General features: G+C 64.9%; 13 protein-coding genes. 7 read left to right on the forward strand and 6 right to left on the reverse strand.

Annotated elements, in window-relative coordinates; translation table 11 throughout:
- Positions 1-5: 5 nt before the first annotated feature.
- The 5 genes from IVB41_RS12000 to motA all read right to left on the reverse strand — a co-directional run bounded on the left by IVB41_RS12000 (position 6) and on the right by motA (position 3635).
- On the reverse strand, positions 6-1046 hold the full coding sequence (locus tag IVB41_RS12000) for a flagellar motor switch protein FliG (RefSeq protein ID WP_247431260.1): 1041 nt from the start codon (positions 1044-1046) through the stop codon (positions 6-8).
- A gap of 2 nt (positions 1047-1048) precedes the next feature.
- On the reverse strand, positions 1049-1429 hold the full coding sequence (fliN, locus tag IVB41_RS12005) for a flagellar motor switch protein FliN (protein WP_027519864.1): 381 nt from the start codon (positions 1427-1429) through the stop codon (positions 1049-1051).
- 76 nt (positions 1430-1505) lie between these two features.
- A complete protein-coding gene (locus IVB41_RS12010) occupies positions 1506-1820 on the reverse strand; it encodes a hypothetical protein (RefSeq protein ID WP_247431263.1) in 315 nt (104 codons plus the stop codon).
- Positions 1801-2739 carry a flagellar motor switch protein FliM gene (locus IVB41_RS12015; protein WP_007613971.1) on the reverse strand — a complete coding sequence of 313 codons (939 nt, stop codon included), beginning with the start codon at positions 2737-2739 and terminating at the stop codon, positions 1801-1803. Before IVB41_RS12015 ends, IVB41_RS12010 begins: the two co-directional genes overlap by 20 nt.
- Positions 2736-3635: a flagellar motor stator protein MotA gene (motA, locus tag IVB41_RS12020; protein WP_007613972.1), complete on the reverse strand. Its 900-nt coding sequence runs from the start codon at positions 3633-3635 to the stop codon at positions 2736-2738. The genes IVB41_RS12015 and motA overlap by 4 nt, the downstream gene beginning before the upstream one ends.
- A 142-nt stretch (positions 3636-3777) precedes the next feature.
- Here motA and IVB41_RS12025 point away from each other — a divergent pair, with 142 nt between their 5' ends.
- The 7 genes from IVB41_RS12025 to IVB41_RS12055 all read left to right on the forward strand — a co-directional run bounded on the left by IVB41_RS12025 (position 3778) and on the right by IVB41_RS12055 (position 12911).
- Positions 3778-4566, forward strand: coding sequence for a DUF1217 domain-containing protein (locus tag IVB41_RS12025; RefSeq protein ID WP_247431267.1), 789 nt, complete (start codon positions 3778-3780; stop codon positions 4564-4566).
- Between the two features lie 3 nt (positions 4567-4569).
- On the forward strand, positions 4570-5298 hold the full coding sequence (gene flgF, locus IVB41_RS12030; protein WP_007595915.1) for a flagellar basal-body rod protein FlgF: 729 nt from the start codon (positions 4570-4572) through the stop codon (positions 5296-5298).
- 36 nt (positions 5299-5334) lie between these two features.
- A complete protein-coding gene (fliI, locus tag IVB41_RS12035) occupies positions 5335-6660 on the forward strand; it encodes a flagellar protein export ATPase FliI (protein WP_247431271.1) in 1326 nt (441 codons plus the stop codon).
- Between the two features lie 863 nt (positions 6661-7523).
- Positions 7524-8159 carry a MarR family winged helix-turn-helix transcriptional regulator gene (locus tag IVB41_RS12040; RefSeq protein WP_027570472.1) on the forward strand — a complete coding sequence of 212 codons (636 nt, stop codon included), beginning with the start codon at positions 7524-7526 and terminating at the stop codon, positions 8157-8159.
- Between the two features lie 1026 nt (positions 8160-9185).
- A complete protein-coding gene (locus IVB41_RS12045) occupies positions 9186-10250 on the forward strand; it encodes a ketopantoate reductase family protein (RefSeq protein WP_247431274.1) in 1065 nt (354 codons plus the stop codon).
- A 231-nt stretch (positions 10251-10481) separates the two neighbouring features.
- Entirely contained in the window at positions 10482-11297 is an 816-nt protein-coding gene (locus IVB41_RS12050; RefSeq protein ID WP_247431277.1) for a YkgJ family cysteine cluster protein, read from the forward strand.
- 102 nt (positions 11298-11399) lie between these two features.
- The gene (locus IVB41_RS12055) at positions 11400-12911 is read left to right on the forward strand and encodes an ATP-binding protein (RefSeq protein ID WP_247431280.1); all 1512 of its coding nucleotides are present in this window, start codon (positions 11400-11402) and stop codon (positions 12909-12911) included.
- 16 nt (positions 12912-12927) lie between these two features.
- Here the strand turns inward: IVB41_RS12055 and IVB41_RS12060 are convergent, their stop codons facing one another.
- Positions 12928-13959, reverse strand: coding sequence for a HoxN/HupN/NixA family nickel/cobalt transporter (locus IVB41_RS12060; protein ID WP_247432832.1), 1032 nt, complete (start codon positions 13957-13959; stop codon positions 12928-12930).
- Positions 13960-13962 lie beyond the last annotated feature (3 nt).

Genomic DNA, 13962 nt, shown 5'->3' on the forward strand with positions numbered 1-13962 from the left:
AGCGGTCAGCGGAAGACCAGCTCATCCTCCTGCTCGGGGTTGAGCTCGATTTCGCCCTTTTCCGCGAGGTCGAGCGCGAGGTCGGTGATCACGCGCCGCGCCTCCAGCACGTCGCGCTGGTTCGACGGTTCGCCGATGGCGAGTTCGTGCTCGACGACCCGGCGGACGCGCGAGGCGACCGAGGACAGGATCATCTCGCGGAAGTGCTTGTCGGTGCCCTTCAGCGCGATGACGATGCGATCGGTCGGCACCTGGTCGAAGATCATGGTGCGCGCCGTCGGCGTCAGGTTGGTGACGTCGTCGAAGGTGAAGAGCAGCTCCTTCAGCACTTCGGCCGACTTCGGCCGCTTCTCCGACAGGCTCTTGAGCATGTCCTCGATGTGTCCGCGCTCCATCTTGTTGATGATGTCGGCGACGCGGGCATAGGTGTCCGCGCCGAGGTTGCGGGCGAAGTTCAGCGTCAGATCCTCATGCAGCGTCTTCTCGAGGACCCTCATGGCGTCGTCGACGATCGGCTTGAGGCTGAGCACGCGCCGCATCAGTTCGTTGCGCAGGCTCGACGGCAGCTGGCTCATGACCTTGGCGGCGCAGGACGGCTTGACCTTGGACAGGATGAGCGCCGCGGTCTGCGGATGCTCCTTGGACAGGTAGCTTGCCAGCGAGTTTTCCGACACCGACGAGACGCGGTCCCACACGGACCGGCTCGAATTGCCCAGCAGGTCCGACATGATGGCCGAGACCTGGTCGGCCGGAAGCACGTCGCCGAGCACGGCTTCCAGGCCACCGAGGGTGCCGAGAATGTTGGCGCCCATCGAGAATTGCTGGGCGAACTCCTCGACGATCGCTTCGAGTTCCTGCGCCGTGATCGGCCGCAGCTCGGCCGCGGCCTTTGTAACGGTGCGGATATCCTGCGGCTCGAACTGCGCGAGTACGCTCGCGGCCGCCTGCCGGCCCATGGCGAGCAGGAGTGCCGCGACCTTCTCTGTCCCGCCCAGCGTGGCAACGCCTCGCTGCTTGATGGGAGCCATGCCGACCTGTGCCGCCATGGTCAGGTATCACCCTGCCCCAACGGGCCGACAATCTCGGTGAGCGAGACGCCGAAGCGGGAATTGTCTTCCTCGACCACGACCACCTCGCCGCGGGCGACGACGCGGCCGTTGACCACGACGTCGACGGGTTCGCCGACCCTGTGGTCGAGCGGAACCACCGCGCCGCGGCCGAGCTTCATCAAATTTGCCACCGGAATGGTCGCCGATCCCAGCACCACCTGCATGGTCACGGGAATGCGCAGGATGGCATCGACATTGGCGAACTTGCCGGTCTCCTCCGCGGTGCGCGCGGCGATCTCCGCCAACCGCTCCAGCGGAGATGTTTCGGTATGCCCCTCGTCGGCCGCCGATGCTGACTCATAGTCGAAGGATTGCGCCATCTGGTATCGCCTCTTGGTATTTCCGCTCCCGGAGCGCCGCGACGTTCCGATCGTATTTATTCCGCCGGCTTCGGCTTCAATGCTTGTTCACGTCGGCGCCGCCCGCGCTCGCTGCGGATGCGAGCCCGCTCCTCGCATCGAGCGCCGCGATCGCCTCGTGGGCCTGATCGATCTTCGTGCTCAGCACGTTGGCGAGCCGCCCGAGATTTGCGGTGGAATCATGCGCTGCGGTGATGACCGTGTCGAAGGCGCCCGCCGTCTCCTGGACGATGATCGAGAACTCGCCCTGGTAGCTGCGCAACCGCGCCAGCTCGCGATGCATCCGGGTCACCCGCATGCTGGTGAAGGCGAGCGCGATCAGCAGCACGGCATCAACGAGATAGGATATCATCGACGAACTCCCGTTTCTGATCGACGGGATCTGCCACCTGCATGGCGTAATAGCCGTCAAGCTGGCCGATCTGACACCAGAACAGCACCTGGTTGTTGCTCTCGAGTCGAGCCAGCGTGCGTGGCGTGGCTTCGAGCTCGAGCACCTGGCCGACCTGGAACTTCACGACGTCGCCGAGCGAAATCATCTTTTCGTCCAGCACGGCGCTCAGCGTCACCTCGGTGCGGTGAACCTCCGTCTCCATCTGCTCGCGCCAGCGCGGATCGGCCGCGCGGCCATCGCTCACGACCACGGTCGCGAGCTTCTGCCTGAGCGGGTTGAGCGCGGAGTGCGGAATGATGAGGAACATCTGGCCGCCGCGGTAGAGTGCCTGCAGCATGATGTTCGCGCAGATCGACATGTTGCCGCTCCGCCCGATCGCCAGCGATGCCATGGCGGTCTCGACCCGCTCGACGCGGAAAGTGACGTTGGAGGTGCCGGCGAAAGCGGATTGCAGCGCCTTGGCGAACCGCTCGAACAGCGCCTGGACCAGGCGGATCTCGATGTTCGAGAAGCTGCGCTCGACGTCGAGCGGCGGTTCGGCGCCGTCGGAGCCGAACATCGCCTCGACCATCGTGAACACGAAGTCGCGGTCGAGCATGATGATGATGCGGGAGTCCCACTGCTCGGCATAGAGCACGGCCGCAACCGCATTGGCCTCGTAGTCCTTGATGATGTCGCCGACACGGTCGTTGGTGATGCCGTTGACCGAGAAATAGCATGGCGTTCCAGCCATCGGCTGCAGGCTGTCCGTGCACGACGCCGCCATGCGATCGAAGATCACATTGAGCATCGGCATGCGCTCGATCGAGATGCCGGCGGCGTCCAGCAGATAGTTCGGCAGCGGCTTGCGCTGATCGACGTCGAGGGCTTCCATCATGATGCGCGCGCAGCCTTCGGTTCAACCTCGGTCACGACCGCCTTGGGTCCCGCGATCGTCTCGTTCTCGACGACGTCGATCGAGGGTCGCTCGGGGCTCGCGATCATCTTGCGGCCGTGCTCGACGGCGATCTGCGGCATGGCGCCGTTCATGAACGCCAGCAGCGTCTGCTTGACGATGATGTAGGGCCGGCAACGCTTTTCGCGCGTCATCTTCACCTTCATCGCGAAGGGCGAAATGATGCCGTAGGACAGGAAAATGCCGGCGAAGGTGCCGACGAGGGCGGCGCCGATGAAGCCGCCCAGCAGCTTCGGCGACTGGTCGAGCGCACCCATGGCCTTGATGACGCCGAGCACCGCGGCGACGATGCCGAGCGCGGGCAGCGCTTCCGAGACCACCACCAGCGCATGGTAGGGCGCCAGCTTGCTCTTCACGATGGTGTGGATCTCCTCGTCCATCAGCGCTTCGATCTCATGCGTTCGCGCGTTACCCATGATGATGAGACGGACGTAGTCGCAGATGAACTGGAGCAGCGACGGATCTCCGAGCACGCTCGGGAACGCCTTGAAGATCTCGGAGGACGCGGGATCGTCGATATGCGCCTCGACCTCGTTGCGGCCCTTGCCCCGCAGCTCCCGCATCAGCGCGTGCAGCGCGCCGAGCAGATCGAGATAGTAGCGTTGACCGGGCACTGCCCCCGTCACTGCCTGCACGCAGGCAAGCCCGGTATCCGCGACCGTCTTCCAGGGATTGGCCATGATGAAGGTGCCGGCCGCGGTGCCCATGATGATCACGAACTCCCAAGGCTGCATCAGCACGCCCAGATGCCCGCCCATGGCGGCAAATCCGCCCAGCAGCGCCGCTACCGTGATGACGATCCCCACGAAACTGCCCAACGCGCCGCTCCATCACCGATCCCATCGGGAATATCTAGTCGGCGAGCCTTGCGCGAGGCTGGCTTCGCCCTCGCCAGCCTCGCGCAAGCGATTCACGGCAGCTTGCGACGACGTCGCGAAAGCGGCCAGAGGGGCGCGGGTCATGCTATCCACCATCGCGGACTACACCAGACTGACCAAGGAGATGGGCAAGTCGCTGACACAGGTCGCGACGCAGCCGGACGTCAGCCGCGACACCGATTACTTCCTCAGCCACATCGGCAACGTGAAGACCATCGACGACTTCCTGAAGGACTATCGCCTCTATTCCTACGCGATGAAGGCATATGGCCTCAGCGACATGACCTACGCCAAGGCGTTCATGCGCAAGGTGCTGACCGAGGGTATCGCCGACAACAAGACCTTCGCCAACAAGCTGACCGACATCCGCTACCGGCAATTCGCCGCCGCTTTCAATTTCGCCGCCCTCGGCGACAAGGCGACCCAAACCGCCGCGGCCACGACCGGCACGGCGACACAATACGTCACGCAGACGATGGAGGAGAAGGCCGGCGACCAGAACGAGGGCCTGCGGCTGGCGCTCTATTTCACGCGCAAGGCTTCCACGATCACCAATTCCTACCAGATCCTCGCGGACAAGGCGATGACGCAAGTGGTCCAGACGGCGCTCGGCCTGCCGTCGACGATCAGCTCGGCTGATATCGATGCCCAGGCCAAGATGATCACGAGCAAGATCAAGCTCACCGATTTCCAGGATCCGGCCAAGGTCACCAAATTCGTGCAGCGCTTCGCGGTGATGTGGGATGCGACCCGGGCCCAGAGCGACACCTCGACCAACCCGGCGCTGGTCCTGATCGGCGGCGCCACGACGTCGATTGGCATGGATACCAACGTGCTCACGACACTTCAGAACATCAAGTTCAACAGGTAAGTCATGCAATCGGCCCTCTATGTAGGATTGTCGGCGCAGGTCGCCCTCGAAAAGCGCCTCCAGACGATCGCCAACAACGTCGCCAACGTCAACACGGCGGCGTTCCGCACCGACGTGGTGAAGTTCGAGACGGTGTTGTCCAAGGCGGGCGCGAACCCGGTCGCCTTCTCCTCGCCCGGCGACAACATCATTTCGCGCGAGATGGGCAGCATCACCGAGAGCGGCAACCCACTCGATGTCGCCGTGGTCGGACAGGGCTGGATCGCCTTCGCCGGTCCGAACGGCACGGTCTATACGCGCGACGGTCGACTCCAGATCGCCGCCAACGGCGACCTTCAGACCGTCTCCGGCTTCCCCGTCATCGATTCCGGTGGCGCGCAAATCACCCTCGATCCGAACGGCGGACCGGTCTCGATCGCGCGCAGCGGCGCGATCACCCAGGACAACAACGAGATCGGCACCATCGGCCTGTTCAACATTCCCGCCGACGCCAATCTCGACCGCTACGGCAATTCGGGCGTCACGCCCAACCGGCCTGCGACCGCCATCGCCGACTTCTCCCGCGACGGCTTCAAGCAGGGCTATGTCGAGGGCTCGGGCGCCAATCCGATGATGGAATTGACGAAGCTGATCGCGGCCTCGCGCGCCTTCGACGGCACCAATTCAATGATCGAGGGCACTGAGAGCTCGCTCCAGAACGCAATCCGGACGCTGGGCGAACCCGGCAAATAGACTGCGCCCCGCGCGCAATGAGGTTGGACGGTTTCCTTGAACGCTCTTCGGCAACTTGAGTGGGCGCTGCTGGAGCTTCAGCAGAGCACTCCCCTGGCAAGCGTCAGCGGCGCGATCTCCGAGATCGCGTCGACGCATTTCCGTGTCTCCGGCCTGTCGCGCTTCGTCAGGCTCGGCGAACTGATCGGCGTCAACTCCGGCGGCAAGCCCCAGCTCGGCGAGGTGGTGCGGATCGACAGCGAGGGCATCATCGCCAAGCCGTTCGACCGGCAGTTCGCCGGCGGCCTCGGCTCGGTCGCCTACCGGATGCCTCCTTTGTCCTTCGCACCCGATCCGAGCTGGAAGGGCCGCGTCATCAACGCGCTCGGGGCGCCGCTGGACGGACAGGGCCCTCTCACCCCCGGGTCGCGTCCGGTCTCGGCCGAGGCGGAGGCGCCTTCGGCCATGAAGCGCGCGCGGGTCCACAAGCCGCTGCGCACCGGCGTACGCGTCATCGATCTGTTCGCTCCGATCTGCGCCGGCCAGCGCGTCGGCATCTTTGCCGGCTCCGGTGTCGGTAAATCGACGCTGCTTGCGATGCTCGCCCGCAGCCAGGGTTTTGACACCGTCGTGCTGGCCCTGGTGGGCGAGCGCGGCCGCGAGGTGCGCGAGTTCATCGAGGACGTGCTGGGCGCCGACCGTCACCGCGCCGTCACGATCGTGTCGACGGGCGACGAGAGCCCGATGATGCGGCGACTGGCGCCGAAGACGGCCATGGCGGTCGCCGAATATTTCCGAGACCGGGGCGAATCGGTCTTGCTCATGGTCGATTCGATCACCCGGTTCGCCCACGCCGCCCGTGAAGTCGCGCTCGCCGCAGGTGAGCCCGCAGTCGCGCGCGGCTACGCACCCACCGTCTTCACCGATCTGCCGCGCCTTCTGGAGCGCGCCGGACCCGGCGAGGAGGGGTCCGGCACGATCACCGGGATTTTCTCCGTGCTGGTGGACGGCGACGATCACAACGAGCCGATCGCCGATACCATCCGCAGCACACTCGATGGGCACATCGTGCTCTCCAGGCACATCGCCGACCAGGCACGTTACCCGGCGGTGGACGTTCTGGGTTCGGTCTCCCGTCTCGCCCATAACGTCTGGGACCCCGAAGAGCGCGAATTGGTGAGCAAGCTGCGCGCCATGATCGCCAAATACGAGGACACGCGCGACCTTCGCCTGATGGGCGGATACCAGGCGGGACGTGATTCGGGGCTCGACCAGGCGGTCGACATGGTCCCGAGAATCTATGGCGCGATGCGGCAGGACGCTTCGGCTCCGCCAAGCGCCGATCCGTTCCGCGAGCTGCGGGACATGCTCAAGGGCGACTAGCAAGTCTCAGCTTGAGTCGGGGCGCGAGGCGCCCCGCGATCGCACCTTGCTCGTTGTTTTCGACAGGCGATTGCGCATGCCGCCACGCTTCCAGCGCATGCACATGCACGCCCGTCTCCGGTTTCAGCCGTGATCGGCTCCACCGTTCGGGTGAGGGAAATCGCGCAGCCGCGCCGAATGCGACTGAACCGGCGACTTCTCGATCCGACCCGGACAACCGCCGCGTGTAATTCCTGTGAGTTCCCTCGGACAGTTCTTGGCAGAACGCACAAGTTGTGGATGACATGCCGACGCACATCGTCGTCATGCACAAGCTTCGGTCAACTTGCATCAACGACAGTCAACAACGTGCCGTGCAATAAAACCGTCGCATAGTTGCGTGCATGTTGCTCGTGGGACAGCGTATTGCGTTCACCATCATGTGTCCCGAAGAGCGAGATTGTCTTGAACGTTACATTCGCCTGCGACGACATCCTGTCTGCGAGATGGTCTCTACTTGATTTTGTTGAGAAGGTCATTCATCGTTTCGTCGGAAGATAAGAAACGTCTGCGTGTGACTTGAACCTTAGGGGCTTCGGTTGAACTACTCCGATCCATCGTCTGCTGGCGACGGCTATTCGGGCTCCCGTACGACAACGCCGCGAATGGCATACCATCAGCAACACCGCTTACCGTGCCATAGCTTGCAGTGCCCATTGGTCCAGGTCGGGGGCCGCACAGTCCGTGCTTTCACGCGAGAGAAGAGCACTGTGCATGTGTCGAACATTGCCGGTAGTACGGCTTCTCGCAAACGGCTCATTCGCGACGGCGGAAGGCGGCTCGCGGGCGCCGCAAACGTGCCCCCCGGGGCAAGGTAGGAATTCATGCCATTGGCAAGAGAAGCCGTGGAGCTGCTGGTTCAGGCAGCGAGGGCTTGGTATTTCGAAGGAGATCAGCATGGGTTGCGCGATCGGGAATGGATGGCGCTGCGCTTTCTCGGCCGCGCCAACAGGTTTTCGCGCACGCCGTCCGCGCTCGCCGGCTTCATCGGCGCAACCAGGGCAACTGCATCGCAGATCGTGAAGACGCTGGAGAGCAAGAGCTTCCTGGTGCGAAAACCGTCGCACGAAGACAAGCGTTCTGTCGTGCTGCACGTCACCGCACAGGGCGAGAAGTGCCTGAGCCAGCACGATCCGATCAATCACGTGCTGAACGCGGTCACGGCGCTCGGACCCGACGAGTGCGTCAGGCTGCGCGATTCGCTGCGCGACATCCTCAATCACCTCGACGCAGCACATCAGCGGCTCGATGCCAGCGTCTGCCGGGACTGCATGTTTCTTGCCGAACGCGGGCCGGGTACCGGCAAGGGACGCGCAACGGCGGAATTCATGTGCCGTTTGTATCGCGCCCCGGTCTCGCTCGAGGAGACCGAACTGCTCTGCACCAGTTTCGAGCGCACCCGCGACCGCCCCAAGATCGAGGAGCATCTCGACCGCGCGCGCATGGCGAACCAGGGGTGAGGCACGCGAGCGTTGCTGCGCAGAGCTGCGACCCAGCGGCGACATGGCGTAATGCGGCGACAGACTGGATTGCTTCGCTGCGCTCGCAATGACGGAGTATGAGGCGGTAGCGCCACTCTTCCAGCTCGCATTTTGAATTGCAGACACAGCTTCGCATCCTCGCGGCGCGATTCGCCCGAGTTTTGCTTCGTCACTCCACCCTCTTGTCCAAGAGGGCGCAGGGAAGGCCGGGTGCCGGCTGGCACCCGCGGTCCGCTGCGCGAAGATGTAGCGCAAGGAAACCGCACAGCAGCATACAGGTGTAGCCAATCACTCGGCCTTCCCTGCGCGATGGTTGGACGGCTTATGCCGTGCTCTCCCGGGAGCCGAGTTCTCTTTGGCCTCCCTCGCCCTCACAGAAGTCGCCGGCACCGCGCCGGTTGACGCGAATGCCGCATCCGCAAGAGCTTGACCGTAGCAACGACGGCCAGGACCACACGGTTTTGCCGTACGCACGGCCCGCCATTTCGCCGCAGTTTTCCCAGCCCTGTCGACGGAGCCGGAAACTTACAGACGAGACGAAGCCTAGCAGCGCCGCTCGTCGGAACGAAGCCTTGGGCTCACGGAGAGCAATCCGCCCTGCCCTTAGCCTCTCGTACCCGAACGCTGCCGCGTCCACCGCAAGCCCGGCTCGCGAACATGACGACCACAAGATCGCCCCTCAAGAATGAGCCGGGATGGTCGACACATACGCCAATTCCGAATTTCGGTAAAGTGGAATATTTTCGCGAAGATAGATTGACAGAGGGCGACACAGAGGAGGTCCCGTAGCCCGGATGGAGTGCAAGCGTAATCCGGGAAGGTACCGAACGCTGGGCCGAGCAGCCCCGGATGCACTCCGCCCGATCCCGCCATGTCATATTCGCCCGGCCCTTGTATCCATTATCCCAGTTGCCATCCTCACGCACTTTGCCTTACATGCCCGCCAAACCCGGCCGCGGATGACGGTCGGGGCTCAAAAATCACAAATTGGCAAAGGGACGAGGCATGGCGCGTAACATCCTGATTCTCGGGGCTTCCTACGGCTCCCTGCTGGGCACGAAGCTGCTGATGGCGGGACACAACGTGACCTTGGTCTGCCGCGCCAAGACCGCGGAGCTGATCAACCGCGAGGGGACCGAGGTGCGCATCAAGTTGCGTGACGAGGCGGTTCACCGCGCCATCTTCTCGCGCGACCTGCCCGGCAAGCTCGACGCCGTGACACCCGCCAATGTGGACTTGTCGCGCTACGACATGGTCGGCCTTGCGATGCAGGAGCCGCAATACACCAACCACACGGTGCGCGTTCTCATGGTCAGGATCGCCGCGGCGAAGCTGCCGTGCCTGTCGATCATGAACATGCCGCCGCTGCCCTATCTGAAACGGATTCCCTCGCTCGCAGACATGGATCTCGAGGAGGCCTACACCAACGCGCAGGTGTGGGAGCGCTTCGACCCGGGGCTCGTAACCCTGTGCTCGCCCGACCCGCAGGCGTTCCGTCCGCCGGAAGAGGCTGCGAACGTGCTTCACGTCGGTCTGCCCACAAATTTCAAAGCATCCGTGTTCGCCGACGAGAAGCACAACAAGGTGCTGCGCGAGCTCGAAGCCGACATCGATGCGGTGACCCTCGACGGCCACGACGTGCCGGTGAAGCTGAAAGTGTTCGATTCTCTGTTCGTGCCGCTGGCGAAATGGTCGATGCTGCTGACGGGCAACTACCGCTGCATCACGCCACACGAGCCGCAGTCGATCCGCGACGCCGTGCACGGTGATCTCGCGCGCTCGCAGACGATCTACGAGCATGTCGACGCCATCGCCCGGCGTCTGGGCGCCGATCCGCAGGATCAGGTGCCGTTCGCGAAATATGCCAAGGCCGCCGAGAGCCTGCTGAAGCCGTCATCGGCCGCACGCGCGGTGGCCGGCGGCGCGCCCTTCATCGAGCGCGTCGATCTGCTGGTCAAGCTGATCTCGCATCAGCTCGGCGCGCCCAATGCAGAGATCGACCGCACGGTCGAGACCGTGGACCTGAAGCTCAACGAGAAGATCGTGCAGGGCGGATCGGGCGCGCTGTAACACCATCGGCGCGGCAGGCCTTGCTGCCCGGAATTGCCACATCGATCGCGATCAGGCGCAATTCGGACCGTCCCCGGGACGCCACCGATTTGCGCAAACATCGCATCCATGCGAGTTCTAGCCATGCGAGTTGCCGAATTATCCGCCGCGCGACGGGCCGGCAGGCGGTTCCGCAGGTTCCCGACCGGCGCGCAATCGTCAGATGGAAGGCAGAAGAACAAGTAGTCGAAGATGGATCACGCGACGTTGCAGGTCGTTCGCGCCGTGGAAGCCGGCGCAACGACGATAAAGGGCGTCATTGACGCGACCGGCTTGTCCCGCCTCAAGATCGAGCGCGCATTGAACGCACTCGAGAAACAGCGGCTGCTCGTTCGCGATAGCCAGGGGTTCAGGGCAGCCGGTCGAACTGCGCCGCCGCCCACCCGGCAATGCGGCTCGTGCAATGCCTGCTGCGACATCCTCGAGGTGGCCGGCGTCGACAAGCCGGTAAACCAGCTGTGCAAGCATTGGCAGACAGGCACCGGGTGCACCATCTACGAGCGCCGTCCCCAGATGTGCCGTTCATTCGTCTGCGCCTGGCTGCAAGGCCATCTCGACGAGGACTGGTTTCCGGCGAAGTCGGGCATCATCGTGCATTTCAGCCAGGACGCCGTGAACGTGACGGTCGATGACCATTGCCCCGACCGCTGGCGCGAGGAGCCCTATTTCAGCAAGCTCGCCGAATGGTCGCTGAACGGCATCAAGCGAATCGGAAATCGCGGCTACGCGACGCTCGTCGTCTCCGGCGCCGACCGGTTCCTGCTGCTCGGGCGCACCGTCGTTCCCGAGCCGACGCTGTTCGGCACCGCGTTCCTGCCGCTCACCGCCGACACCTTCCGATTCTGGCGGGCGAAATCCCCGGAGCATTTGCAGCGGCTGCACGAGCGCATCGCCGAAATCGAGCGGATCAGACAGGAATTCGGCTCCTGCGCCATTCCCTCGAATGAGGACGACGATCCACAAGCCCCCTATCGGCCCGCACTTCTACGTTTGTCGCGTCACGCCTGAACTCCGCCGTGGGCAACGGACCATGATTTCCGCCGTGGCGCTCGACGCGCCGCGGCCGGGTTGATAAGCCCCTGTCCGCGAATGATGGGACTTGAGTCGGGCATGACGGTTGCGATCGAGATGGGGCAGACCACGGCGGGCGCCGCGGCGGCCATGGACCTCGAGGAACTGCTGGCGACCCGCCTCCTGGTGCAGGGCAATTCGGGCTCCGGAAAATCACATCTGCTGCGGCGGTTGCTGGAGCAGAGCGCGCCCTGGGTGCAGCAGGCCATCATCGATCCCGAAGGCGATTTCGTCTCGCTGGCGGAACATTTCGGCCATCTCGTGATCGAGGCCGAGGATCACACCGAACGCGGCCTTCAGGTCGCCGGCGAGCGCGCGCGGCTGCATCGCGTCTCCACCGTGCTCAATCTCGAAGGGCTCGACGCCGAGAACCAGATGCGCCGCGCCGCGGCCTTCCTTGGCGGACTCTTCGACGTCGGGCGCGACCATTGGTACCCGATGCTGGTGGTCGTCGACGAGGCGCAGCTGTTTGCGCCTGCGGTCGCGGGCGAAGTCTCTGACGAAGCGCGAAAGCTTTCGCTCGGCGCGATGACCAACCTGATGTGCCGCGGCCGCAAGCGCGGGCTTGCCGGGATCATCGCGACCCAGCGGCTGGCAAAGCTCGCCAAGAACGTCGCGGCCGAAGCGTCGAACTTCCTGATGGGCCGCACCTTCCTCGACATCGACATGGCGCGCGCCGCCGACCTGCTCGGCATGGAGCGGCGGCAGGCCGAATCCTTTCGCGATCTCGAACGCGGACAATTCATGGCGCTCGGCCCCGCGCTGTCGCGACGCCCCCTGCGTTTGAACATCGGCGCGACCGAAACCCAGCCGCGCAATTCCACGCCGCGGCTGATGCCGATGCCCGAAGCCGCACTCGAGAACATGCGCGCCGTGATCCTGGCCGCGCCGCCCCCCGATGCCAGCCGACCGCAGCGCCGGCCCGCGCCCGATCTGCTCGAGCAGCTCCGCGCCGCGAAGGCTGCGGCACCGGAGATCGGCCCCGACATGATCGAGGTCCCGGTCAGTGCCGAGGAGCTCGCCGACCGGCGCGAGCGCGTGGATCGGACCCTTCGTGCCGTGCTCGCCGCACCCGATGCCGGTTTCCGCGCGGTCGGCGTGCTCTACCAGGAGTTCGTGGTCCGCTGCCGCATCGAAGGCCTCGGCTCGGCGGTGCCCGACCTCACCGAATTCCGCCGCATGCTGACACGCGCCCGCGCCGGGCTCGGCGCCGAGCATGCCGAGGACGACGCCTGGCAGGATGTGTCGCTTCGCGCCTCGATCCTGCCCGACGACATGCAGGGCGTGTTCATGATGATCGCGCGCGCGGCTAAAGAAGGCTGGCCGTGTCCAGGCGACGCCGCGATCGCCCGCGCCTACGGCTCGCATTCGCTGCGCCGGGCGCAGCGCCTGCTCGGCTACATGGAAGAGCAGGGCCTGATCGTCTGCCAGCTCGACGGCGCCGGCCGCCGGTTCGTGACGCTGGTGGAGCTGGCCTGGGCCACCGCGCCGGGCGATCCCAATGCCGACGATCTGCCGGCGGAGCAGGTCGCAAGCGCGGCGTCGGCTTGAGCCAGCGGATTGTCGATCAGGCCGCTTCGGTGGCCTCGGCGCCGATAAGCGCATCCGCGGCGCGCCGCCGCTCAAGTGCAAACATGCGCCGATAGAGCACGACCGACACGAGCCAGGCGATCACGAACAGCGCGACCACGGCGAAGCCGACATTGGCGAGCGAGTCGTTGAGCGCGTCAACCAATGCCCACACGCCGCCGGTCAGGCCGAGCCGGTCCGCGATCAGCCCGAGCGCCTCGATGCCGCCGATCAACAGCGCCACTGCCACGGAAGCCCCTGTGATCGTGAGGTTGTACCAGAGCTTTCGCAGCGGATCGACAAAGGCCCAGCGATAGGCGCTCACCATCAGTGCCGAGTCGGCGGTATCGACCAGCGCCATGCCCGACGCGAACAGCGCGGGGAAGACCAGGACATCGGCAAACGAAGCGCCGCGCGCGGCTTCGCCGGCGGAGATGCTGAGCAGGCCGATTTCGGTCGCGGTGTCGAAGCCAAGCCCGAACAAAAAGCCGAGCGGATACATGTGCCAGGGTTTTGTCACCAGGCGGAACATCGGGCCGAGCAGCCGCGCCAGAAGGCCGCGATTGGCAAGCAGGGCATCGAGGCCCTCGGCGTCGTGAATCCCCTGCTCCCGTGCCGCGCGAAACGTCCGCCACAGGCCGGCGAAGATGACGAGATTGATGGCCGCGATCACCAGCAGGAACAGCGCCGACACCGAGGTGCCGATGAAGCCGCCGATCTCCTTGAGCAGGCTGTCGCCACCGAGGCTCACGACGCCGAGCGCGAGCAGCATGGTCGCGACCACGACGATTGTGGAATGGCCGAGCGCGAAATAGAGGCCGACGCTGCGCGGCGCGCCGCCGGCCTGCATCTGTTTGCGCACGACATTGTCGATGGCGGCGATGTGGTCGGCATCGACGGCGTGGCGCAGGCCGAACACCCAGGCGAGCAGCGCGGTCGCCATCACCGTCGGCCGATCACCGAACGCCGCGAACGCCCACGCCCAGGCCCCGATGTTGGCCGCGATCAGCCCGCCGAACAGCAGCACCATTCC

It is taken from the genome of Bradyrhizobium sp. 44 (genome assembly GCF_023073095.1).
Taxonomy (GTDB): domain Bacteria; phylum Pseudomonadota; class Alphaproteobacteria; order Rhizobiales; family Xanthobacteraceae; genus Bradyrhizobium.

Bases quoted from the DNA above. Each gene is read 5' to 3' on its own strand.
- IVB41_RS12000 (WP_247431260.1), bottom strand. From the start codon at position 1,046: ATGGCGGCACAGGTCGGCATGGCTCCCATCAAGCAGCGAGGCGTTGCC.
- fliN (WP_027519864.1), bottom strand. From the start codon at position 1,429: ATGGCGCAATCCTTCGACTATGAGTCAGCATCGGCGGCCGACGAGGGG.
- IVB41_RS12010 (WP_247431263.1), bottom strand. From the start codon at position 1,820: ATGATATCCTATCTCGTTGATGCCGTGCTGCTGATCGCGCTCGCCTTC.
- IVB41_RS12015 (WP_007613971.1), bottom strand. From the start codon at position 2,739: ATGATGGAAGCCCTCGACGTCGATCAGCGCAAGCCGCTGCCGAACTAT.
- IVB41_RS12025 (WP_247431267.1), top strand. From the start codon at position 3,778: ATGCTATCCACCATCGCGGACTACACCAGACTGACCAAGGAGATGGGC.
- flgF (WP_007595915.1), top strand. From the start codon at position 4,570: ATGCAATCGGCCCTCTATGTAGGATTGTCGGCGCAGGTCGCCCTCGAA.
- IVB41_RS12040 (WP_027570472.1), top strand. From the start codon at position 7,524: ATGCCATTGGCAAGAGAAGCCGTGGAGCTGCTGGTTCAGGCAGCGAGG.
- IVB41_RS12045 (WP_247431274.1), top strand. From the start codon at position 9,186: ATGGCGCGTAACATCCTGATTCTCGGGGCTTCCTACGGCTCCCTGCTG.
- IVB41_RS12050 (WP_247431277.1), top strand. From the start codon at position 10,482: ATGGATCACGCGACGTTGCAGGTCGTTCGCGCCGTGGAAGCCGGCGCA.
- IVB41_RS12055 (WP_247431280.1), top strand. From the start codon at position 11,400: ATGACGGTTGCGATCGAGATGGGGCAGACCACGGCGGGCGCCGCGGCG.
- IVB41_RS12060 (WP_247432832.1), bottom strand. From the start codon at position 13,959: ATGGTGCTGCTGTTCGGCGGGCTGATCGCGGCCAACATCGGGGCCTGG.